16 protein-coding genes are annotated in these 23389 nt (G+C 36.8%); 8 read left to right on the plus strand and 8 right to left on the minus strand.

The window, feature by feature from the left end:
- From AC4MRQ_RS16525 to AC4MRQ_RS16540, 4 genes are all read left to right on the plus strand, one after another.
- The coding region (locus tag AC4MRQ_RS16525) for a FecR family protein (RefSeq protein WP_491198806.1) at positions 1–547 on the plus strand (547 nt) is incomplete at its 5' end.
- An 83-nt stretch (positions 548–630) separates the two neighbouring features.
- On the plus strand, positions 631–4230 hold the full coding sequence (locus tag AC4MRQ_RS16530; RefSeq protein WP_491198807.1) for a SusC/RagA family TonB-linked outer membrane protein: 3600 nt from the start codon (positions 631–633) through the stop codon (positions 4228–4230).
- Between the two features lie 15 nt (positions 4231–4245).
- Positions 4246–5760, plus strand: a complete 1515-nt coding sequence (locus AC4MRQ_RS16535; RefSeq protein WP_491198808.1) for a RagB/SusD family nutrient uptake outer membrane protein — start codon at positions 4246–4248, stop codon at positions 5758–5760.
- 157 nt (positions 5761–5917) lie between these two features.
- A complete protein-coding gene (locus AC4MRQ_RS16540; RefSeq protein ID WP_491198809.1) occupies positions 5918–7129 on the plus strand; it encodes a peroxiredoxin family protein in 1212 nt (403 codons plus the stop codon).
- A gap of 1002 nt (positions 7130–8131) precedes the next feature.
- Here the strand turns inward: AC4MRQ_RS16540 and AC4MRQ_RS16545 are convergent.
- The 8 genes from AC4MRQ_RS16545 to AC4MRQ_RS16580 form a co-directional block, all read right to left on the minus strand.
- A complete protein-coding gene (locus AC4MRQ_RS16545) occupies positions 8132–8452 on the minus strand; it encodes a hypothetical protein (RefSeq protein ID WP_491198810.1) in 321 nt (106 codons plus the stop codon).
- Positions 8421–8822 carry a hypothetical protein gene (locus AC4MRQ_RS16550; protein WP_491198811.1) on the minus strand — a complete coding sequence of 134 codons (402 nt, stop codon included), beginning with the start codon at positions 8820–8822 and terminating at the stop codon, positions 8421–8423. The genes AC4MRQ_RS16545 and AC4MRQ_RS16550 overlap by 32 nt, the downstream gene beginning before the upstream one ends.
- Before the next feature lie 540 nt (positions 8823–9362).
- Positions 9363–10631 (minus strand): DEAD/DEAH box helicase, encoded by a 1269-nt coding sequence (locus AC4MRQ_RS16555; RefSeq protein ID WP_491198812.1) that lies wholly within the window; start codon positions 10629–10631, stop codon positions 9363–9365.
- A gap of 336 nt (positions 10632–10967) precedes the next feature.
- A complete protein-coding gene (locus AC4MRQ_RS16560) occupies positions 10968–11414 on the minus strand; it encodes a cold-shock protein (protein ID WP_491198813.1) in 447 nt (148 codons plus the stop codon).
- A 573-nt stretch (positions 11415–11987) separates the two neighbouring features.
- Positions 11988–12275: a 4Fe-4S dicluster domain-containing protein gene (locus tag AC4MRQ_RS16565; RefSeq protein WP_491198814.1), complete on the minus strand. Its 288-nt coding sequence runs from the start codon at positions 12273–12275 to the stop codon at positions 11988–11990.
- Positions 12262–12582: a DUF2721 domain-containing protein gene (locus AC4MRQ_RS16570; RefSeq protein WP_491198815.1), complete on the minus strand. Its 321-nt coding sequence runs from the start codon at positions 12580–12582 to the stop codon at positions 12262–12264. Before AC4MRQ_RS16570 ends, AC4MRQ_RS16565 begins: the two co-directional genes overlap by 14 nt.
- A 46-nt stretch (positions 12583–12628) precedes the next feature.
- Positions 12629–13180: an RNA polymerase sigma factor gene (locus AC4MRQ_RS16575; RefSeq protein WP_491198816.1), complete on the minus strand. Its 552-nt coding sequence runs from the start codon at positions 13178–13180 to the stop codon at positions 12629–12631.
- A 633-nt stretch (positions 13181–13813) separates the two neighbouring features.
- A complete protein-coding gene (locus tag AC4MRQ_RS16580; protein WP_491198817.1) occupies positions 13814–15934 on the minus strand; it encodes a two-component regulator propeller domain-containing protein in 2121 nt (706 codons plus the stop codon).
- 713 nt (positions 15935–16647) lie between these two features.
- On the opposite strand from AC4MRQ_RS16580, the gene AC4MRQ_RS16585 reads away from it, so the two are divergent.
- The 4 genes from AC4MRQ_RS16585 to AC4MRQ_RS16600 all read left to right on the plus strand — a co-directional run.
- Complete coding sequence (locus tag AC4MRQ_RS16585) at positions 16648–17199, plus strand: RNA polymerase sigma factor (protein WP_491198818.1); 552 nt, start codon at positions 16648–16650, stop codon at positions 17197–17199.
- Between the two features lie 605 nt (positions 17200–17804).
- A complete protein-coding gene (locus AC4MRQ_RS16590; RefSeq protein ID WP_491198819.1) occupies positions 17805–18959 on the plus strand; it encodes a FecR family protein in 1155 nt (384 codons plus the stop codon).
- A 114-nt stretch (positions 18960–19073) separates the two neighbouring features.
- Positions 19074–22607, plus strand: a complete 3534-nt coding sequence (locus AC4MRQ_RS16595) for a SusC/RagA family TonB-linked outer membrane protein (protein WP_491198820.1) — start codon at positions 19074–19076, stop codon at positions 22605–22607.
- 33 nt (positions 22608–22640) lie between these two features.
- The coding region (locus AC4MRQ_RS16600) for a RagB/SusD family nutrient uptake outer membrane protein (protein ID WP_491198821.1) at positions 22641–23389 on the plus strand (749 nt) is incomplete at its 3' end.

Here is a 23389-nt window from a genome sequence, read left to right on the forward strand (position 1 = left end):
AATGGTATTTCCAGTTCATTTTATGGGCGAAAGGCGAGAGGTTCAGTTAAAGAAAGGAGAAGCTTTGTTTAAAGTTGCCCATAATGCCAGTAAACCGTTTATTGTTGAAACACCAAAAGGAGCAATAGAAGTGTTGGGAACCACATTTAATGTGGCGGCCTACGAAGATGATGACTTTATGGCAACGACCCTCGTCGAAGGAAGTGTAAAAGTTAGTAATAGTCTCAAGTCTGTGATTATTGAGCCAGGTATGCAAGCTGTGGTTGATGCCAATGCAGATATTCAAACAAAGTCAGTGGATACGAGTTTATATACCTCATGGGTAGATGGTGTTTTTGAATTCGAAAATACTGAACTGGTCACTATTTGTAAACAGTTAAGCCGGTGGTACAGTGTTGATTTTGATTTTGAGAATGAACGTTTAAAACACTTGCATTTTACCGGAGCAGCCAGGCGTGATAACTCAATAGAGTCGTTGTGCAAAATGATTGAGAAAACAACAAGCGTCAGGTTTATTACTGAAAAAGATCGAATTATAATCCAATAAAAAAACAGAAGATGCGCCAACATCTTCTGCTATAAAACAATGCTCGCCAAAGCATTGCATGTTTAATTAAGTTTTACAAAATTATGGAAAAAAATGTTCTTCAGTGGATAATCCCTTGGGGTTTTTCACGAAAAATGATGTTAGCTATGAGAATAAGCATCGTGCTATTATTTGCCGTATTGATGCAAATTTCGGCTACTTCAGTTTCACAAGAAAAGGTGAACCTGGAGGTGAAAGAAAAATCAATGCGCTATGTGTTTAAGGAGTTGCGAAAGCAAACAGGCCTCTACTTTGTATATAATGAAGAAGAGCTGGATCAATCCGTTCGTATTTCGGCTGAACTGCATAACGTGACGCTTGAAGAAGCATTATTGGATATACTTAAGGAAACGAAATATGACTTTGAAATTACAGATGGATTTGTGGTTATTAAACCAGGGAAGCGTCCTCCTGTTATTGCCCAACCTCAAGAGAAAATAATTATTCGAGGTACTGTAAAAGACGAAAATGGAGACCCTCTTCCCTTCGCAGCAGTTTGTTTTAAAGGGACCACTACTGGTTGTGTTTCAGCAATTGATGGTGTTTATGAATTAGAAGTACCAAATGAAGCTGATGTTGTATTGGAAGTATCGAGTCTTGGTTTTGTGACTCAGGAAATTGAAGTACAGGGACGCACATATATCGATATTGTTCTTGAACCCGACATGATGGGACTGGATGAAGTGGTTGTTACGGGATATCAAACTTTATCGCGGGAAAGAGTTACCGGGGCGTTTGGTAATGTTAGAAAAGAACAGATTAACAGACCAACGTCTAACATATCAGAGCGGATTATAGGAGCTGTTGCCGGTGTACAAGCAACAACAGATGCTGATGGTAATATTTCCCTTGAAGTGCGTGGACAAACCAGCCTGTTGGGAGATGCTAAACCTCTAATTATAGTTGATGGTTTTCCCATTGAAGGTGGATTTTCAACCATCAATCCAAATGATGTTGAAAGCATTAACGTATTAAAAGATGCTGCAGCGGCCTCCATTTGGGGAGCTAAATCGGCTAATGGTGTTATTGTTATAACCACAAAGAATGCTAAATCGGGAAAAGTTAATGTTGAGTTTAGCTCATTTGCACGAGTGTCGCCCAAACTTGACCTGGACTATGTTAATCCAAGGGCAAGCAGCCAGTCAACAATCGAATACGAGCGTAGAGGCTTTGAGTCAGGCTTTTTTGGCTTGCCATATTACAGGCCCACACAGGATCTTTTTTGGACGGAGTTTTATCATACACCTGGTATCATTGCAATGAACCAACATATGAATGGTAATATATCTGAAGACGAGATGGAACGCCGGTTATCTGAGTTGGCTCAATTAAGCAATAAGGGACAGATCAGGGATAATCTGTTACAAAATCCATTTACTCAGCAGTATAATTTGTCTATTTCCGGAGGCAATGACCATATGAATAATAACCTGTCAGTATTGTTCGAAAACAAGCAGGATTATTTTAAAGAGAACCATTCGAACAATTACATGATAAATTATAAGAATAATGTAAAAATAACTGACTGGCTTAATTTCAATTTAGGTTCCATGCTTCAGTTAAAAGATTATGACAGAAGTGGTGTAACACTTGGTGAAATTAAACGTCTTGCTCCTTATGATATGTTGGTTAATACAGATGGCAGTTTGGCCGATCTCAATCATTTATTCTACTATAAACCAGTATTCGATGAGTTTGTACCACAGGACGCTTTTCCTTATGCTGATTGGTCATATAATCCAATTACCGAAATTCAAAACAGGGAGATTATATCAAAAGAGGTTAATGCTCGCATACAGGCAGGACTGAATTTTAGAATAATGGATGGATTGAGCTTTGATTCAAAGTTCTTTTTTGAGATGGCAAAAATTGATAATAGTTCTTACTACAGTGATAAGACATTTGCCATGCGACGGATGGTGAATGAAACATCAACCTGGGATAAAACTACCAATGAGGTGACTGCAAACATGCCTAAAGGTGGAGGTTTAACTGAAAACCATTCCGATTTAAGGAACTATAATTTTCGTAATCAACTGTCATTCTCACGAACGCTTAATTCTGTACATAGCATTAGTTTTATTGCGGGTTCAGAGGTATCCAAAAGAATACTTGAATACAGACGAGATCCACATGTTATGGGATACGACAAGGAACGTCTATCAGTAGGAGGATTGATAGGAGATGGCTCTATGTGGCTTGGTTTACCTTTAAGTAGTGCTGTCTGGAATGATTATCCTATAAGACTGGATTATGTAACACCTTTTTATTCAGAGAGTACGGATAAGTATTTTTCTTTATATACTAATCTGGCATACACATATAACGATAAATACAGCATATCCGGCAGTGTTCGAACAGATGCTTCAAATCTGATCACTGATGATCCAAAGTACAGGTATGAACCCTTTTGGTCAGTTGGTATAGGATGGAACATTACCAACGAGAACTTTATGAATGATATTGAGTGGTTGGATAGATTGCACCTGAGATCAACCTATGGAACAAATGGTAACGTTGACCGCTCAACATCATTTCGACCATTGCTAAACATTTATAGCTACCCTAACCAGTTTACAAATGATATAGCAGGGGTTGTTTCAAGTCATGGTAATCCAACCTTAAGATGGGAAACAACAACTACCTTCAATACCGGGCTTGATTTTTCTGTTGCCAGGGGGAAATTATATGGTTCCATTGATTGGTATAGAAAGCTAAGCTCTGATTTAATTGTGAAGCAATCAATTACCTCGGTTCATGGCACAACATCTCAGAAAATAAACAATGGCGAAATGTTAAATCAAGGTATCGAACTGAGTTTGGGTACATCAGTTCCTATTGTTGGAAATAAAATTCGATGGGCTGGTATTGTCAACTTCGCATATAACAATAATGAAATCAGGCAATTATTTAAAAATACTTACATATATAATGACCTAAGAGATGGAGGCTCTGCAGCCTATGTTGAAGGATACGATGCTAATACATTGTGGGCGCTGAGGTATGGTGGTATAAAGAATGTTGGTACTGAGAATGATCCCAAATACGCGCCGGTTTATAAAGGTGTTGATGATGAAGTAAAACAGTTAAGTGAATCGCCTCCAAGCGTGGATGCTCGTGAATATATGGCCGCGCAAGGAACGACAGTAGCCCCTTATAATATAGGATTTACCAATAACTTTACTATTCAGAATTTTAACTTCTCTTTTATTATAACGGGTAAGTTTGGACATGTATTTCGTACCCTTCCTTTTAAGTATGATGCAATGCTAAGGGCTCCAAATTCAGGAGAATATACCTATGTAAATATAAAGTATAATGATGTTGTAAATGGCGACCCCAATAAGATTGTACCGATCCCTGATGAAGAACCCGAATATATAGTATGGGATTGGATGAGTACAATATATTTAGATTATTTAACTGCAAATGCGGGGCATATTAGATTACAAGAAGTAAACCTGACTTACGATGTACCTGCAGCGTTCGTTAACAAGCTTGGGATTGGTGCAGCATCAGTTTTTGCGCAAGGGAATAATTTAGGCAGCATCTTTTTTAATGAGTACAACGAAGATCCTGAATTTCCGTTAGGCACTATTCGTCCGCAAGCCATGTACACTTTTGGGATTAAAATTAATTTGTAATTAAAATTAGAAGAAATGAAGAGTCATATTATAATATTTGTTGTGCTCCTAATGGTGGTTACTTCATGTGATAGCTATTTAGATACGCCACCTAATAAAAACAGAAGCGTTGTTCCTACAACTACTGAGCAATTGGAAAGCTTATTAAACGAGTTTACGCAATTTGATAAAGAAAGTAACAGAGAGATATTATTAGGGACAGATGATTTTGGACTGCTGTCAGACATTTATGATAATGCCAATTTTATTTATCGAATATACGATGTGCATTCGGCAACCTGGGATACCGATTATGTGCCGGATAATATTGCCTCCTACTGGCCGGATGAATGGAAGAAAATATTTATTGCCAATCTAATTCTGGCAGATTTGGATAAAGTCAGTGGCGATGCTGCGGAAAAGGCACTTTTAAAAGCCGAGTCACATTTTGTAAGGGCTTACTCTTACTACCAAATGGTGAATACATTCTGTTTGCCTTATTCAGAGCAAAATAAAAATGAACCAGGCTTACCAGTTAAACAGACTACCAGTTTTGAGGAATCAGTAGAACGCAGCACACTGGAAGAAACATGGAAGCTGATTTTACAGGACCTGAAGATGGCTTTGGAAATCGATAAAAGCTTTGATTTTGTAGATGGAAAGTACCGTAATTGGCGGGCGAGTTCGGCTTCGGTTAATGCCTTTGCTGCCAGGGTATATCTGTGTATAGGCGATTATACAAACGCATTAAAATATGCGGAAATAGCTTTGGCTGAGCATGATGAACTCATTGATTATAACACGGAAATGCGTTATTCTGATTTGGATGATGACATCACCATTGATGGACAAACATATGAATTGAATTATCCATATACACGCGATCTGCAAACAGACCCAACGGATCGTATGGAATGGAAAGAACTGTACTATTACAGGTTCTTATATAACTCTAATAGTTGGCATATTCCATCACAATCGCTTTTGGATTTATACGACAAAGACTTTGATCTTAGGTATAAATATCATATGGTAGAGAACCACTCGCTCAAACGAGGGATGACAGATCCGGTATATAGCTATCCGGGTTATGTGTTTTTCCATTTTAATTACCTGCCTAGTGGCCCAACCGTGGCCGAAATGATATTAATAAAAGCCGAATGCCAGGTAAGACTTAAGGATTGGAGCTCAGGTATATCAACCGTTAACATACTTCGTTCGGTACGTATGGATAATCAGGCACCATCTGACGTTATTAACCTGTCGGCGGCATCGGAGGATGAGGCTTTAAGACTTGTTTTGGAAGAACGAAGAAGAGAACTCCCGTTTACTCAGAGGTGGATAGATATCAGACGCTTTAATAATAATGATAATCCAAATGATGACGTCATTATTCAGAAGACATTCTATCCGTATACCAATAACGTAATAGAACAATCAAAGGATCCCATTACCTATACATTAGATAAGCAATCCAGAAAGTTCGCACGCCCGATTCCTAATCTGGATATCCAGGTTTCACAGGGGGCAATCGAGCAAAATAAATACTAACATTAAAAAATAAACCTTTAAGGATAACTGTAACCATCTGGTCTAACGGGCATTTTGATACTGGATGTAAGTACCTGGTAATGCGCTAATATTTACATGGTGCCTGGGGGAGTATGTGTAAAAAAGACAGTTATCCTTAAACTTTGCAATTAACATTATGAAGAAGATTAATTTAATTTTACTATTTCTGATTCCTTTTAGTCTTTTGGCTCAATTAAAGCCTGGAATCAAAGCACCGGAAATTACATTGGAAGGAATATATAACCGTGAAAGTGGCGAAATACCTACTTTAGAATCACTGAGGGGTAAGGTTGTTATTCTTGACTTTTGGGCTATTTGGTGCTCTCCATGTGTTGCTTCCTTTCCTAAGTATAAGGAGATATATAAGAAATACCAGGATAAAGGCGTTCACTTTATTGCCATTACTGATGATCCAAAAACAAAACTGGAAAACTTCCTGAATAAGGTTGATGTTAACTTTTGGATAGGAAGAGATGATGATAAACAAGATTTTAAAAACTATAAAGTTAAGGGACGACCGCAGACGTATATTATTAATACGGAAGGAACCGTCGTATATCAGGGGTATGAAGTAACAGAAGAGCTGATAGATGAGGTATTGAAAACAAACACAATTGTCCATAAACCTAAAGCTGAACAGCCTGATGTTATTGTAAATGGGGGATTTTCAGGAGGAGAGGACCCTTTGTATAATGGTGTCAATATGATGCTGGGAAAGGATCGGTCATTCCGTCCTACTTTGTTACATCAGTTTATTATTCGCCCATCTTTGCAAACCTACATGGCTGGACGCGGATATAAGACACATCCTGATGGACATGTTGGGGTTACCTGCAGTGGTTTAACGCTTGAGGATTTATTTGTATTCTTTCGCAGCTTATCATCACCTATATGGATTACCAATAATACAGATGACGACATTCGTTATGATGTTGTGTATTGGAAAAAGACCAAAGGTATAGATGGTGCTCTAAAAGAAATAGAAACTACTTTACTTGAATCATTATCCATTCAATTCGAGACTAAGGAGGTTGAACGGGAAGTGAAAGTGATGTCGATAAAAAGGAAAACTCAGTCAGTAATTGATAGAAGTGAAATAGAAGAAGGAACATTTAAAGCTTACACACCTGTTTCAATTTTTATTTCGCAATTGGAAATTAAATCAGGAGAACTATATGTTGCAGATGAGTCATTAGCCAACAAGTATGTTTATAATAAAGGGATGGAATGGGAAAAGATGAATAAATCGAATACATCTGATATCGAAGCATTTCTTGAAGCGAACGGAATTAAAATTAAAAGAAAGAAAAAAAGAGTAATCTTATATGAGATTAGCAATAATAACTAGCGCCAATAACTGTCATTAAAATAGGAAATTTTGTTAATAGTACTAAACTTTATTAATACAGTCCTACATTGTTAATATTTTATTGGTAATTAATTATCAAGTGTGGTATTCAGATAAATTGAAATAAAAAACAATTTAGCCAATTACATTCATTATAAGTCATAATTGTTGCTGGATAATTAATGCAATAGTACTTAGTTCGAGAAGCCACATCTTGAATAATGTGGCTTCATTTTTAATGATACAATGACTACCTATTATTTAGATTGTTTGAAGAACGGAATGGGCGAACATATTATTCATAACCAAGATTGTCCCGCTATTAAAAATCTTATAAAGCACCACTTACTTCTAGGCGATTTTATTAATTGTGAGCATTTAAAACCTTTTGCAGAGTGGCACTTTCCTGATTGGAACATCAAATTATGTACCTGTTGTCAGACTCTACAAATTAATACCCAGAAAGCAGGATTAAAACATAGTTGGAAATGAATTAATTATTTGGTTTTATATTATTTATTCATTAAGATGTTTCATTAGGGGAGTTTTATACTCTTGGCCTCATTCTTCGGAATGGGGTCTTTTTAATACTCAGCAGTACTTCGTCATCGGTCAGTAGCAAAAGTTATAAGATGCGATCTGTAATAATACGATGTGAATAACGATCGCATCCTTAAAGCAAAAAGTTAAACCCGTCAGGTTTTCAAAACCTGACGGGTTTTAATTGATATAATAAATTCTATTTGACCCCGAAATTATTCAAAATAGCTTGCTTAAAGTACTGATTGAAATAGTAAAATTGCCAGTTGACAGCCACTTTATACCAATGGGTTGCCACTTATTGCCAAATGACGACAGTGAATTGCTAAGGGGGACCCACTTTTTGCCAAGGGGAGGGTACTAGTTGCCAGTTGGCTGCCTCAAATTGCCAAGGGGATACTAAAAGTCCCAAGGGGAGGGTGTAACCTGCCTCGGGACTAGTAAATTCAAGTGTTTTGCAAATTAATCAATCAGGTATTTCTCACGTCGTTCTTCGTTTTTCCAAAAGACGTAACGTCCATATTCACGTATTTCACTGACTTTGTTATAGAGTAATGTATAGGCTTTATCACGTAATACTTTGGCTTGATTCTTCTCATCTTTGGAACCATTTGAAGCAGACAAGAGCTCAGACATATTATGAGAAACAGTTCGTGCTTGTTGAAGTGTTTCTAAGTTTAGTCCTATATCCGTTAATGGCTCAGGATTACTCTCACCTAAATCAGCTATGGCAACTAAATCCTGGATCATATCAGCATGGCCGCCACCTTCGCGTATGCGCATTACACTTTTTTTTAAGATCATCAATATTGCGATAAGCAAAACTGAAGTGGTGCAGTAACTCATCTCTTAGTTGATAAGCCACTGGCGATTGTTCTAACCATTCTTTTTGAGCTTCTTGCTTGGCTCTAAATTCACTGGTCCACCTAGCTTGTGCATAACGTAATGCTCCAGCTAAAGGTGTTAATTCATCAATAATTTCTGCATTCATGCCTGCGGTTGTAAAGGCATCTTTGTCTTTTGTGGCCTCCACAGCAAGTGTTTCGGCGCTGGCAGCAAATTCATCTACCGGTTGGTTAGGCAGTTTGGTGTCTTTATCAGGCACTGCCTCAATTTGTTCTTTCCATGTGTTAAAATCTTCAGTGTAACTCATGTTTAAACTTATATTGCAAAGCTCCACCGGCCACATCGTCCAATCCGCGTCGCCAAACAAGGGAAGGTTGATGACCAGCCGGCGGTTTACTTTTCAATATTTTAACTTAAAAATAGCCTTATTAAGTCAATTAAGAGTATGATAACCATCACGTACTTATGAAAGTTTGTTTAATGATCGAATTTGTATGATCAACAGATTGATATGACGGATTAATGTCAAAAAGGAGACAAATAGTGTCAATTGGGAGATAAAATGTAGTAAGCTCTTTTATGCATTATAATTGTGAGGGCTCCGGAACTGCAGCAGAAATATCAATTAAGAGGCTTAAGAAAACTTTGTCAAACAAGGCTTGTGTTATTATTAGTTTGTTAGAGTTTTGTATAACCCATACAATCAATTTTCCATCACTTATTACTAGTTGAAGCCAACAAATAACTAATTGGGAGGTACAAATTATTGGCTAGCACACAAGTTTTTTGATTAGATACAAAAATCCCGAAGGGAGGATCTAACCTACATCGGGATTAGTCTTTTAAGCTACCGCTTCTTTCTTCTAAAGCCTGGATTTTGCGAACCTCTCTTTTTATTCCGGTTCGCAAAAAACTCTTGTCTTTTTCGCTGTTTCTCTTTCTGAAATTCCTTCTTTTCAGCGCTGTTCATTGGTTTATCTGTTTGAGGAAAAGGGTTATCATTTACGGTTTCGATTGTACGCTTGATGAGCTTTTCGATTTCTTTTATGTAAGCATTTTCCTCCGGTTCACAAAGTGAGATGGCAACCCCCTCTTCACCGGCGCGTCCGCAACGTCCTATTCGGTGAACATATGTTTCCGGTTCATTAGGTATATCGTAATTAATAACATAACGTAGTTTGTCGATGTCAATACCACGTGCTGCAATATCGGTGGCCACCAATACTTTTATCTGACCAGCTTTAAACTGTTTCAAAGCTTTCTGTCGTTGATTTTGACTCTTTTCGCCATGTATAGCAGCACAATTAATCTTTTTGTGCCGAAGGTTTCTCACAATGCGATCTGCACCATGTTTGGTGCGAGAAAACAACAAGACCTGGTCCATTTCGTGAGTTTTTAGTATGTGTAAAAGCAACCCCTTTTTATCGCTTTTATTAGTTGTATATAAGTACTGCTGTATTGTTTCGGCCGTTGACGATACAGGATTGACCACCACCTTTTTAGGATTGACCAATATTTGTTGAGATAGCTGAAGGATTTTTGGCGGCATAGTGGCCGAAAAGAATAAGGATTGTCGCTCCTGAGGCAATTTCTCTAATAGTTTTTTAATGTCATGTATAAAGCCCATATCGAGCATACGATCAGCTTCATCCAAAACAAAATATTTAACATCCCGCAACGAAATAAAACCTTGACTCATCAAATCGAGTAAACGACCTGGTGTTGCAATCAGCACATCAACTCCATTTTTTAATGCTCTTACCTGGGCGCCTTGTGACACACCTCCAAAAATAACAGTATTCTTTATTTTAGTGTACTTTCCATATGTTGTAAAACTTTCGCCTATTTGTAAAGCAAGTTCGCGGGTTGGTGTTACAATTAGTGCTTTAATCTTTCGTTTCCCTTTTGCATTAAGTATATCATTAGAGAGATGTTGTATGATCGGAATGGCAAAAGCCGCTGTTTTGCCGGTCCCTGTTTGCGCACTTCCCAACACATCTTTTCTATTCAGAATAAATGGTATGGCTTTGGCTTGAATAGCTGTGGGGGATGTATAATTTTCATCTCTCAAGGCCTTGAGGATGGCAGATATTAATTTTAGTTCTGTGAATTTCATTTGTTTGATTTAGTGAATGAAGCCCGAGTATTATTGCAATAAAGGTGAATAAACCAGGTTTCTTATACGGCTTTCTTACTTAGTGGTAAACAGATGGTCTGAAATAAATTTAGAAGTAAGTAATTACGATTAATTTGACCATCCATTTAAGAAACCATAGATAATAGTTGATAGATTTTAAAAGAAAGGGGCCACTATATGTTGTGCGAATATTTGGTTCTGATGCAGGTGGTTTAATTTGTAATTCAAAAGGCCAACTCCATCTGATAAACTTGATAATACTAAATAACCTTGCAAAATCAAGCCCTTGCTTTATTACTTGCTGGTAGTGGCTAATTATATTTTCTTCACCCGAACAGCATTCAAGCCTTTTTTTCCTTGTTCAAGTTCAAAACTTACTTTATCATTCTCCTTCACTTCCTCAGTTAAACCGTTGACGTGTACAAAATATTTCTCCTGAGTTTCCTGATCAGTAATAAATCCAAATCCTTTAGATGTATCAAAAAAAGCAACTTTACCTTTTCGTATTGGATCAAACTCAACTTCTTCCTTTTTGGGAGTGCTTATATCAATATTTTCGGCTTTAACCTTTTTAGTCTTTGTTAAATCGGGCGGAGTATCAGTGATATTTCCAAATTCATCCACGTAGGCAATCATGTCATCAAGCGTAGAGCCTTTGGGGTTAGCTCTTCGTTCTTCAAGTTTTTTTTGCTTTTCCTGGCGTTTCTTTAAACGTTTCGTTTCTTTTTCTTTCTTGCTAAATGATTGTTGCGATTTTGGCATCCACTTATTTTTGATTTCACTATCAATAAAATGCAATGTTAGTTATTTACTTTTTAATAATACCTTTAATTGTAATAATAATCTTGAATTTGTCTATTATTTGAATTCAACCTACTTAATGTGATATATCATACTCAAAATACCTGACACCGGAGATGAGATCTAAAACCCAAAGGAGATTAAATCATTGCAATGCGAAGTTTCTCGGAATCCGAATAATAGCGGTTATCCCATTCGTTTAAATTCTTTTAGAATGTAGGAGGGGCGCTAGCTGGCTAATATTCGGTAAGACAATCGCTATTAAACAGTGGGGTTACATTCAACTTGAGGAAACTACCTTACAGTTTGTAGCACTTTATTCTTATGACTATTCGCCGTCGTATAAGAGAACCATGCGTATGATGGTGTGAAAGATGCACTGAAGATCAATTGGCTGTCAGCCACTTATTTGCTTTTGTGCTGGTGTTCTGATAGTTCTCAATCAATTTATTAATTGAACAAAGGTTATTATTCAGAAAAAAAGTTAAGCATCAAAAAGAGGCAATCTTTTAGGAAAGCCTCTTATTAGTCGCTTTAAGCACTTTTTTTCAAATTTCTTACAGTTATTGCATGTTCATGACAACTTCTAACACATTGACCACATACAATACATTTGTCAGGTCTGGCAACATATGATTTGATATTTCCCTTAATCCTTACTTTTAACCTTCCGAAAAAAGATAGTGCTTTTCTCTCCTTGTTAGTTAGCTCTTTCGTTTCAAACACTTGTGTTGGACAAACTTCAGTGCATAGTCCGCATCCATCGCAAGCGTTAGGGTTGACAAATACAGGAGCAGATATTGTCATATTACTTTTCTTCATCGGAACCTTCATTTTGTTGTTTAACATCATCATTGATTGGTCGTTTCCCAAAATGCCTCATAAATTGTGCTTTATGCATTTTAGATTTTTCTCTGTTTTGCCAATGTGGTCGTTGCCCCTTGCCGAATAGTATTTTCGACAATACAAGTAAGCCTAAGGCTTGCCAAAATGTTATGACTGTCAATCCAAATATCGCAGGCATTAACCAGTTCCATAAAAACATTAATGCGAATGTAAAAGCTGTGGCGGCTAACACCCCAAAAATTATCATTTTTCCTATACTTGCTCCTTTAGAGTAATTTTTCATCTCTTCTAAATTTTATGGCTATACCTAAGGCATAACCTGTTTTGTACTATTCTTTAATTAATTTGAACATTTCTTCTAGATGTTCTCTCAGATACACCACAGCATAGCGTTTTCTGCTTATGAGTGTATTAATAGTTGTTCCCGTAAAATCCGAAATTTGCTGAAAACTCAATCCTTCAAGTTCATGCCATTCAAATACCTCTCGTTGTTCATGTGGGAGTTCTTCTAATCTCGTTTGAATCTCTTCCCAGATAGCGTCCAACATCATCTGTTCGTCTGGCATAGATTCTAACGATGGGATAAGGTCTATTAAATTAAGATCTCTTTCTTCACCATCTTTACCTTTTTGTTCTTCAATCGAATAAGTTTTCTTTTTTCTTCGATAATCAACAATTTTATTTTTGGCAACGGAGTAAAGCCATGAGATTGATTTGCGCAAATCAGATATATCATCAAATACCCCTACAAAACTCATAAATACATCCTGTACTATATCTTCCGCATCTTCTGCTGAACCAATCCTACCCTTGATAAAATTTATCAGTCGATTTTGCTCTTGATTAAAAGTACTTTCAATATTTTGTTTTTTCGATGTCATAAATTTCTGTATCTATCCATTAAGTCGGATAACCAAGAATTATATTTTAGAAAAAGTCATTTTTTTTTAAAGTTGCTTTTATAACTTTTTATTAGGGTATTAACTTTTGTAATTTAAAATTACAGTTATTAGAGTATGCAATAGAACCCTGGCTCAATAACCATAACTGATTATCGCATAAGAATCTGAAAGTCAGAATGATTTATGGTATATATACACGGCGGTATTTTTCTACTTGTCTAACTATAGGATAGGTTGCACCAATGCTTTATACCTTATATCTCCTTAACCATAGTGTCATGTGTGTTATTATGATAGATAATTTTCAAAATCATGTATTTTGTACTGATATATAATGGTTATGAGAAGGGGAGGAGTACCGTTTAATCTTTATTACCTGCTACAAGTGCCATTTATGTGAAGCTCTACCAAAGTGATGGTTTGTTTATAATGATCAATTGATAAATATGTCTTCCCTTTTCTCACAACAAGAACAGAATTTCTAAAATAAACACTTGGTGTTTTAATTTGGAGATGTCACCAGTGTTTTGCAAGCTTAACATTATATCTCACCTAGCTTGGCAAAAGCACAAATACAAGATGTTATATGAATCTTTACAATCTTATTTTTATCTATTTTTTAATAAACTTTGCTTGCTCATATTTATCCCCATATTTGATCTTGACAATGTAAATTCCAGGTGTTAGATCATCAATATCAAGTGAGGCTTGGTTTGAATATGGTAGGATGACATGTTTTATATTGTTTCCTGCTACATCGTATACATGTATATCAATATCTGTTTCATTCTTTTGTCTTTGCCAAGAGTGAGCATTAATGTTGATGGAGCTGACTGCCGGATTGGGTGAAATTCTTATCTCTTGAACAGGTAAAGAGGGTATTACACTATGTGATGTAGGTGTCGAAGAAATATCCACGCCTTCTTCATTATAAACGCCAACACCACCGACAGTCGCAACCCACTTATTTCCCTTTTCATCAATGGCAAAGGAAAAACACCAATTTGCAGGCAAACCTGAATTGTCCATTGTATAATGTTGATAATAGGTACCTGTAAATTTAGTAAGTCCTAGTCCCCCTGTAAACCATTTGTCATTACCGTTACCCATATGCATTTCTCCTCTCCAGCGATAATCCAGGTGTGTATGTATAGTCCAGGTCATGTCATTATATTCTATAACATATTGGTTTGTATATATCCACTTCTTTTGTTCTTTATCGATGCTTATAGCATTGATATAATCAATATCAACACCTGAATTATCCGAATTAAAGATCTCCCAGTTTGAATTGTCGTATCTCACGATACCACTTCCTCCCGTTCCAAACCATTTTACACCTGAAGCCTCTATAGCAACACTACTGACACCGTTTAATGGTATTTCAGAGTTATCAGTAGTAACAGAATTCCAGTTTGCTCCATTGAAACGGAATACTCCTTCACTTGATGTTATCCAAATATCTCCATTGGTCGGATCAACATCGACATCAGAAATTATTGTGTTGGGTAAAGGAGAATTCTTATGGTTTAACATGCTCAAGGTTTCACCATTAAACATACCAAGTCCTCCGTTAGTGGCTAGCCATACGTTACCATCAAGGTCAGATGTAATTGATTTAACTTGTGTAAAGTGAACGTCAAAATCCTTTCCGGTAAAATTTATCCATTCTGTACCATCAAACCTGGCCGCTCCATTATTTGTGCCAAACCACTTGTTACCATCAGCATCAATATATATATCATAAATCCCAGAATCTGGTAGGCCAGACGTTGCTGTATTGTAATGCTTTGAGCTGGATTGATTGTAATAAACAACACCATCATTAGTACCAATCCAGAAATCTCCGTTATCAACAATTTCAATTGTTTTAACTTCTTTATTGGATAGTTCAGGAATATAAGGATAAATGAGATTTCCATTGTCACTATATTTACAGATTCCTCCATTTCTAAATCCAAACCATTTGTTACCATTTAAATCTACAGCCAGACATTTAGGTGTATCAGATGAAATCATGGTAAAAACATCCTGATCAATTTTATAGACTCCTGTGTATAAATTAAACCATACGCTTTTATCTTCATTGACAATAAGGTCATAAACCCAATTAGAAGATAACTCTGAGTTTGTTGTGTTAAACAGTGTCCATTGGTTATTTTCAAATTTTGAAATCCCCTTGCCAAAGGTAGCAAACCAAATTGTGTTCTCATCATCGACCACAATGTCAGTTATAGTAGATGGATGTCCTTTCGTTTCGTCATTATAAATGGTCCATTGAGAATCATTAAACATAACACTTCCATTGCTTTGAGTTCCAAACCATTTATTACCTTGTTTATCAATTGCTATTGAGTTAACATTTTCATCAGGAAGTTCATCGATATAAACCCTCCAATTTGAATCATCTAAAGATGTTACACCATTTGAAGTTGCAAACCATTTTTTACCACTTTCTTCGATGGCAACGGACTTTACTCGGTTATCGCATAAGCCTGAATTTGTGCTTGTGAAATGTTCTTGTTCACCGCTTTCTTTATTAAGTTTGATTACACCGCCTGTTGTAGCTAGCCAAAGGAAATCTCTCTCTTCTTTTATATCATTGACTACATGTGAGGCTGTAAAGCTAATCCATTTAGGTTCTTGGGCTAAAATGCCAGCATGCAGCAATAGTAAAAAAAATAGTATAAAATTACTTTTCATTATAAGTTTAGGTATTATATTATTGTTCATAACACATCGATTGGTAAGTTTTTAACTGGTCATTAGTACATTTAATTTATAATTGGCAGAGGCTATTTATAATAAAGTGTCTGTATAAACTATGTTTGATAATTGAGCAAAGTTGAAGTGATTTTTTTATTATCAGTGTGTTTGTTTCAACTCTGCTTAGTTAGCAATAAAACATGTCTTTTTTGAACCCTTTTTAGTGAGGCGGCCTATTCCCGATTAGTAAATGCTAAATTATACTTTTTAGTTAAATAAACCTCATTTGGTTAATAAAATATGTTTATCTGTGAGGAATGTTTCTCTAATTAACAGGAGTTGTTAAAATAGGTAAGTTCGATAACGAATGCTTATTGCTATAACAAAATGTCAATTGTTACTCTGTAAAAGCTTTTGTCATATTACATCAATAAGAGTTTGTCGCTGGATGAGTACTATGACAATTTAGTTAGGTAGTAGGAAACTGCACTTCATATCCCATAAAAATCAATATAATCTCATAGGAACTTTTATATTTTACCGAGGTCATAAAAAATCCTGCAAGAACTGATGAAAGCTTCTGTTGGAAGGTTAGATAAAGAACTTTAATAATTTCCAATTCATTTGGAGCACTCTAATTATCGTATGAAAACAGAACTCACGCTTAATCGCCCCTACTTGCAATCACTTAAAAAATTCCTTTCTTTGCATGGCTACAACATAAAACCCATAATTAACCAATGCAGTTAAGTGATAAAATAATTATCGAAGAACTTCGTAAAGGCAATGAGCAGGTTTACCGTTCTTTATTCGATAATTATTATCCAACACTGATGCGCTTTGCTTTTCGCTTTGTATACGATAAGGATGCCTGCAAAGATCTTGTTCAGGATGTTTTTATTACGCTTTGGGAGAAAAGGGATACACAGGACATTTCGTCACTGAAATGGTATTTGCATACTGCTGTTAAAAATAAATGCCTGATTTATCTGCGGAATATTGGAATTAAAGACAAGCACCAAGTGTATTTGATTGATTCATATTTGTCAGAACATGCTGAAGAAGAACTATTGGATCCACAATTGGTTAAAGAAGTTAACGACGCATTAGAGCAATTACCAAAAGAAATGAAGCGCATCTTCCGCCTGAAATATGTACATGGACTCACCATGAATGAAATAGCAGAAGATTTGGATATATCTGTCAGTACGGTTAAGACGCAATTGGGGCGGGCTCGGTTAAAATTGCGTAATTTGTTATTTGATCGAACGCTATTGGTGTTTTTCTTATAAAGGATTGAGGCTGTAAGAAATCAGGTATGTTTAATGATGTGTTCTACATGATTTGTGGTCTGATTGATTGTAAATCTCTTTGTTAGTGCTTGATGTACAGTGCACAATAATCGGTTATTCTGTGAGCTGGTTCCACTGTAATAGTTTCAAAACAGAATTATGCATCAATAACTATACTCAGCTACTTATAATGTGTATCAATAGTTAAAATCACTTTGACTTGTTAATTAACCCTCTAAATCTCCCTTAAAAGGGAGACGAAAATAGTGTTTACACCGAATCAATGGTATCTAAATCCCCTTTAGAAGGGGATTATATGGGTAAGTGTACACCTCAATTACTAATATTTGATTTAAACAGTGCAGTAAAGACCTTTGTGTAGTAAAATAAGCTAGTTTTTAAAGGATTGAACTGTAATATCAACCGTTGATTCGTATTATTAAATGTACTTCAATTGTTTTTTCTCAATTTAAACTAAACCCTTGGAAATATGATCTGTTTGAAAGACTAATTGGCTTGGTTTAAATTTTTTTCAAAAAAAGTAAAAAACTTGTCGACCATATTTAAAACTTATGAGTCTAACCAATGAATGAACACATAAAACAATGCGCATTAAAACTGAAATAGACTATTTAATAATCTGGAAAAACCTGGTTGGCATTGCAAATGACGAGGAACAGAAACTGATGAAGCAGTGGCTGACTGATAGCAGGAAAAATCAGGCTTATTACAGAAACCTTCAGACCAATTACGAGAATGGAGAATTAGAAGTGACCGCATTGGATTTGGAACAATCATGGAAGTCAATTCACAAGACGATGGCAAGCAAGCAAAGGAGATTGGTGAAGCGTTGGTTACAATATGCGGCAGCCATTATTTTACCTTTGGGTATTGCCTTAAGTGTGTTGTACTTGTCCGATAAAGAAGTTGAAACCCTTCAAACAGCGCATCAGATTACACCCGGATCATCAAAGGCTGTGTTGCAATTGGCCAATGGCGACTTACTGCAACTTGATAATGCAAGTGAGATGCTGATTAAAGACGAACAGGGGCAGGTGATAGGTGTTGATTCACTGGATATTCTGTCATACAATACCAATAAACAAAATGATCAGGCTTTTAATACTATAAATATACCACGGGGAGGCGAATATCAATTAATATTGGCCGATGGAACCAAGGTGTGGTTAAATTCAGAGTCTTCATTGACTTATCCCGTGAATTTTTCTGAACAAACACGGGAAGTATACTTAACTGGCGAAGCTTTTTTTGATGTCACAACAGATAAAGAAAAGCCATTTATTGTAAAAACTGCTACGTCCGATGTGAAAGTGTATGGAACGCAGTTTAATGTGATGGCTTATGAAGATGATAATGTAACAGAAACCACTTTGGTAGAAGGAAGCGTAGCTGTTTTGATGGATGGTGTGGAAACCTTGATTGAACCAGGACAGCAGGCACAGGTTAATAAAGCAAATAAAAGGATGTTTGTGAATGAGGTCAATGTTGATCTTTACACTGCCTGGAAAGATGGCATCTTCCGTTTTGAAGAGATGACCTTAAAGCAGATGGCAGATAAACTGGGGCGCTGGTATGATGTTGATTTCTTTTTTACTAATGAAGATGTTAAAAACAAGCGCTTTACTGGTGCAGTCAGAAGAGAAACAAACTTTGAGTTTTTTATTAAGCTCATTGAAGAAACAACAAAAGTAAAAATTGATGTAAAAGATAAAACGGTACTGGTGAAAGCACTGTACTAAAACGTTAAAATAAAATGGAGAGTGCGCTAACACTCCCCATCAACTAAAATCAATAACCGGAAGCGTCTCGCCAAAGTCAATTCCGGCAAATATTAACATTAGATCTACAAATCTATGAAAAGTTTACAAAAGAAAGGGGCTTGTTGTACCTTTATACAAGTGCCTCGTAAAATGCTGTTAGCTATGCGGATTAGCGTTGTATTATTATTCGGGATTTTTTTGCAGGTTTCAGCAGCCAGCTGGGCTCAGAAAATTAATGTGCGTGAAGCAAAAACAACCTACAAAGAATTGTTTAAAGAGGTGGAACGTCAAACTGGTCTCATTACAATTTTGAGTAATGATGAGATGGATATTAACCAGGAGGTCGAAGTAACTGAAGGAACTGTTGATTTGATGGACTTGTATGAGCAGATATTAAAAGATGCTAACATGGAGTTTCGCCTTGTGGATGAGTATGTAGTTATCCGGCCATCAGAAAAACCACTTTATGCTGCACCGCAGGTACAACAGGAAGAAAAGAAAATTACCATTCGCGGAACCGTAAAAGATCAGAATGGTGAGCCATTGCCCTTTGCAGCTGTCTGTTTTAAAGGTACTACAGTTGGTTGTGTATCAGCAGTTGATGGGACTTATGAGCTGGTAGCGCCAGATGAGGAAGGTTTGGTTTTGGAAATCTCAAGTCTGGGTTACAAAACCATAGAAATACCCGTTGATGGACGAACACAGATTAACATTGTGCTCGAAGAAGAAACTATGGGTTTAAACGAGGTAGTGGTAACAGGATACCAGACTATTGCTAAAGAACGAGCTACAGGTTCATTCCAGATTGTTAATGCTGATGATATTGTTAATGTTGCCTCTGTTGATTTGACAGATAGACTGGAAGGTGTTGCAGCTGGTGTAAAGGTCAACAAGGATGGAACCATTGTTATTCGTGGTGCTTCAACCTTATCGGCAGGATCTCAGCCATTAATCGTACTTAATGGTCATCCATGGGAAGGTAACCTCCTGGAAATTAACCCGGATGATGTGGAGCAGTTAACTGTTTTAAAAGATGCCGCTTCAGCCTCTATATATGGTGTACGCGGTGCTAATGGAGTAATTGTAATTACCACTAAAAGAGGAAAAACAGATGGTAAGTTAAGAGTTAATTATACGGGTACTTTCCAGATGTCAGAGAAACCAAATTTGGATGAACTAAACATCATGACTTCACAACAGTATGTTGATCTGGAGTGGAGTGCTTATGAAGCTGCTGGTATGACAGCTTTTCCATGGTATAATTACAAATCTGAGTTGGGTGAAGTGTATGCCGCTATGCAGGCCGGATCTATAACCGAACAGGAGGCATTAGCCATGCGCGACGAAATAGCATCCTACGATAACCGAAGGGATATTGAAGAGCTGTTTTTCCAGCGTGAGATGGTTCAGAAGCACACATTGTCATTTAACTATGGTACTGAGAAGAATCAGTTTTATGCATCCATCTCATTTGATGAAAATAAAGCCATGTGGCAAGGTACAAAAGGCGATAATATCTCATTTAACCTGAATGACCGCTTTAAGTATAATGATATACTTCAACTGAACTTAAGTGTCCTTGGTAACTTCAGGGGTAATAAGAGTAATGGGCAATATGCATCCATGACTCGTCCATATGTTCGCTTCTTTGATGAAGATGGCAACTTTGCGCATGAGGCAACTGGTAGCTATGATGCGGCGACGGTGGCTTATCACGAAAGCCGTGGTTTATTACCATTCTTTTATAACCAGGTACAAGAGCAGGAGTTAAAAAATAAAGAAACAAAGAGCAGTAACATCAGCACGAATGCATCTTTAGATATTACACCTACTGATTGGTTAAAACTGACGGGATCTGTGGGTTATAGCATAAGTAACGGACGTAGTGAAAACCTTCAGGATAAAGAGTCTTATGATGTTAGAAGATTTATTAATCGTTACACTGATATGACGATGAACCAAGTGATTCCTTATGGTAATATTTTATGGCATGATGATACTAAGTCAGAGAACCTGACGACACGTTTACAGATGAGTATCAACAAGCAGTTTAATGATATTAATGTTGGCTTCAATGCCGGATGGGAGCGTAATGCATTTATGTACGAAAACAACATGGGCAATGCACGATTTAACTATAATGCTCAACGATTAACTGAGAATGTAGTTAACTGGGAAGATCTCACACGTGGATATGTTAATGCCTTTTTCGGATGGGCTTCTATGTGGGATGTGCCGACGCGTCAACAAAATGAAGATCGTTTTCAGTCTGCCTTCTTTTTGGGTAATGTGAGTTATAAAGACAAGTATGATTTATCCGGTAGTTGGCGCTTGGATAAAACCAATTTATTTGGTCAGTCGTCCGAATACCAGGATCAGCCGGCATGGTCAATTGGTGGTAAGTGGCACATTAGTAAAGAAGACTTCTTTGATGCGGCCTGGATTAGTGAGTTAAGCTTAAAAGCTTCATATGGACTGGCAGGTAACATCGATAAAAGTACATCTCCATTCCTGATTGCCAATGCTGGTACTGATTACTTTACTGGCGAACAATCGCTTTCTGTTGCTAACCCTGCTAACCCATTGTTAGGATGGGAGAAAACTTATACAACAAATATTGGAATCGATTATTCCGTATTGAATAACCGCATTTTTGGTAGTATTGAATACTATAACAAGCGAAGTGAAGATGTTTTAGCCTATGTTAATCTTGATCCGACAACTGGTTTTGGTGGATCTTCATATTCCTGGGAGCAGGTAAAAATGAACAATGGCGAGATTTTAAACCGAGGTGTTGATATTAACATAGGTGCCAGTGTTGTGCGGCAGGTTGCATTTAGCTATGATATAAACTTCAACTTCTCATACAACTATAACGAACTGTTGAAAGTGAGTAAGCCTGCTAATAACCGTTCTGATGTGGTATATGGTAATCCGGTAGAAGGTCAGCCAATTGATTTTATCTATGGTTATCGAAACGCTGGACTTGATGCTACAGGAGAGCCTCAGGTGTATGATCGCGATGGTAATATCGTATCGTGGCAGGAGATGGGAAGTTTTGATATTGAGGATGGTAAATTTATCGGTCGCTTAACTCCGCCTGTATATGGTTCATTAAATAATCATTTTAAGTATAAAAACTTCTCTGCAGATATTTTCATTCTTTATGACTTCGGACATTTTGCCAAGCAGTATACATACCCAAGTCCGGTGCGCACAGCAGGTACAAAGAATATGATTAATGTTTATAACGACCGTTGGAGAGAAGCTGGTGATGAAGCACATACAAAAGTTCCTAAGCTTGACTACACGGCTTATAGTGCCCCAGATCGTATTTCAGCTACCTGGGATAGCGACTATAATATTGATAATGCAGATGTAATACAGTTGAAAAGCATTAATCTATCTTATGATTTTACTTCATTGATCAATGTGCCAGCCATTAAAAGCTTACGCCTAAAAGTAGGTATTGAAAATTTATGGCATTGGACTGCGGCTGATAATGATCGTATTTATGATTCAAAGATCAATTATCAAGGTGGCGGAAGTGGTGATTTAGTGTACGTGAGAGATTTTGATTTTCCACGTTTTAAGAATTACACATTTGGTTTATCAATGCAGTTTTAATACAGCTTGTTGAATACATTAAAAACGAGAACAATGAAAAAAATACTATATACATGTTTGCTGGCAATGTTGCTAATGAGTTGCGGCGATGACTATGTAACCTTTCTTCCATACGGTAAAACGATTCCGGATAATACAGATGATTTGGCCCAGATGCTAAATGTTACTAATGATATTAATACCGGAGGCGGTAATTTTGGTAATCAATCAGATGATGTTGTCATTCCCGACTTCTTGATTCCCCGCTCTTCAGTATCTACTATAAAAGCTTATACATGGCAGGACTATATGTACCAGGAAAATGAGCAGGATCCGGATTGGGTGGACTATTATAAGACCATTTCACGTGCCAATTTTGTTATCGAGAATCTCGATTCATACACAGAAGGTTCGTTGTATGACATAGAAGATACACGCGGTAGGGCTCATTTTATTAGGGCTAATGCATACTTTTATTTAGTGAATGGATATGCCAAACATTATGATGCAAGTACTGTTGCTACTGATTTAGGGGTGCCTATGCCTCTTTCTATGGATATTAATGCAGTTACACCGAGAAGTTCTGTACAGGACAATTACGATTTGATATTGGCCGATCTTAATATTGCCCTGGATGCATTACCAGATAACCCAAAGCACAAAACCTTTGCCAGCAAAGCTGCTGTACATGGATTGTTAGGTCGTATCTATTTGTATCAGGAAAAATATGAGTTGTCGGCTGAGCACTCTAAAAAGTCATTAGATTTATACAGTACACTTAAAGATTACAATGAAATATCGTA

The sequence above is a fragment of the Carboxylicivirga sp. genome (assembly GCF_982718395.1).

What these genes read in the sequence shown, in the direction of transcription:
- AC4MRQ_RS16590 (WP_491198819.1), top strand. Translation starts at nt 17,805, where the DNA reads ATGCGCATTAAAACTGAAATAGACTATTTAATAATCTGGAAAAACCTG.
- AC4MRQ_RS16575 (WP_491198816.1), bottom strand. Translation starts at nt 13,180, where the DNA reads ATGACATCGAAAAAACAAAATATTGAAAGTACTTTTAATCAAGAGCAA.
- AC4MRQ_RS16580 (WP_491198817.1), bottom strand. Translation starts at nt 15,934, where the DNA reads ATGAACAATAATATAATACCTAAACTTATAATGAAAAGTAATTTTATA.
- AC4MRQ_RS16585 (WP_491198818.1), top strand. Translation starts at nt 16,648, where the DNA reads ATGCAGTTAAGTGATAAAATAATTATCGAAGAACTTCGTAAAGGCAAT.
- AC4MRQ_RS16530 (WP_491198807.1), top strand. Translation starts at nt 631, where the DNA reads ATGGAAAAAAATGTTCTTCAGTGGATAATCCCTTGGGGTTTTTCACGA.
- AC4MRQ_RS16550 (WP_491198811.1), bottom strand. Translation starts at nt 8,822, where the DNA reads ATGAGTTACACTGAAGATTTTAACACATGGAAAGAACAAATTGAGGCA.
- AC4MRQ_RS16555 (WP_491198812.1), bottom strand. Translation starts at nt 10,631, where the DNA reads ATGAAATTCACAGAACTAAAATTAATATCTGCCATCCTCAAGGCCTTG.
- AC4MRQ_RS16565 (WP_491198814.1), bottom strand. Translation starts at nt 12,275, where the DNA reads ATGAAGAAAAGTAATATGACAATATCTGCTCCTGTATTTGTCAACCCT.
- AC4MRQ_RS16535 (WP_491198808.1), top strand. Translation starts at nt 4,246, where the DNA reads ATGAAGAGTCATATTATAATATTTGTTGTGCTCCTAATGGTGGTTACT.
- AC4MRQ_RS16560 (WP_491198813.1), bottom strand. Translation starts at nt 11,414, where the DNA reads ATGCCAAAATCGCAACAATCATTTAGCAAGAAAGAAAAAGAAACGAAA.
- AC4MRQ_RS16570 (WP_491198815.1), bottom strand. Translation starts at nt 12,582, where the DNA reads ATGAAAAATTACTCTAAAGGAGCAAGTATAGGAAAAATGATAATTTTT.
- AC4MRQ_RS16540 (WP_491198809.1), top strand. Translation starts at nt 5,918, where the DNA reads ATGAAGAAGATTAATTTAATTTTACTATTTCTGATTCCTTTTAGTCTT.
- AC4MRQ_RS16595 (WP_491198820.1), top strand. Translation starts at nt 19,074, where the DNA reads ATGAAAAGTTTACAAAAGAAAGGGGCTTGTTGTACCTTTATACAAGTG.
- AC4MRQ_RS16545 (WP_491198810.1), bottom strand. Translation starts at nt 8,452, where the DNA reads ATGCGCATACGCGAAGGTGGCGGCCATGCTGATATGATCCAGGATTTA.